Origin of the sequence: Kineococcus glutinatus, assembly GCF_039542765.1 — a bacterium.
Taxonomy (GTDB): Bacteria; Actinomycetota; Actinomycetes; order Actinomycetales; family Kineococcaceae; genus Kineococcus_A; species Kineococcus_A glutinatus.
On the sequence record NZ_BAABIL010000817.1, the window covers coordinates 1 to 824 of the forward strand.

The 824-nt window shown below is 79.6% G+C and carries 1 protein-coding gene; it reads left to right on the forward strand.

What is annotated here, in order from left to right:
- Positions 1-625: NYN domain-containing protein (locus ABEB16_RS21695; protein WP_345714248.1), on the forward strand; the 625-nt coding region annotated here is incomplete at its 5' end.
- Positions 626-824: the final 199 nt, after the last annotated feature.

The following is an 824-nucleotide window of genomic DNA, read 5'->3' on the forward strand; positions in this document are numbered from 1 at the left end:
GGTCGTGCAGGCCCAGCGGGCCGCCCGCCGCGAGCACCGGGTCGAGGACGTCCGGGCGCGCCTGCTGCTCGACACCCTCCTCGACGCGGCCTCGTCGCTGCGCCGGGAGCTGTCCCTGCCCCCCGTGGAGATCGCGCCGGCGGACCTGGTGGCCGAGGACGCGGCACGCCCGCCCGCCGCGGCCCCCGGTGCGCGGGCGCTCGCCGCCGACGACCCGGCCACCCTCGACCTGCTCCTGGCGCTGCCCCGCGCCCACCTCGTCGTCGACGGCTACAACGTGACCAAGCTCGGCTACGGGCGCGCCACGCTGCTGGAGCAGCGCCGCCGCCTCGTCGACGGCCTCGGGCGCCTGGCCGCCCGCACGGCGGCGGAGGTGACCTGCTGCTTCGACGGCAGCGACGCCGTCGGCCCGGTGCCCTCGGCGAGCACCCGGCGGGTGCGGGTGCTCTTCAGCGCCACGGGCTGCACCGCCGACGAGCTCATCCGCCGCCTGGTCCGCGCCGAGCCTCCCGGCCGGCCGGTGGTCGTCGTCTCCGACGACGGCGAGGTCGTCGCCGGGGTGCGCGCCGCCGGGGCGCGCCCCGTCTCCTCCCGGGCGCTGCTGGCCCGCCTCGAGCGGGCCTGAGGCCGGGTGCCGCGCGGTGGGGCCGCAGCGCCGGTGCGGTCGTGTCGGACCCGCCACCTAGCGTGCGCGGTGCCGGCCGGGGGGTCGGCCGGGCCGAGCAGCCCGCGACGGCCCAGGAGGTGCCGGATGCTCATCGACTGCGACAGCTGCACCGCCCGACCGCTGGCCTGCGACGGCTGCGTGGTGTCCGTGCTGCTGG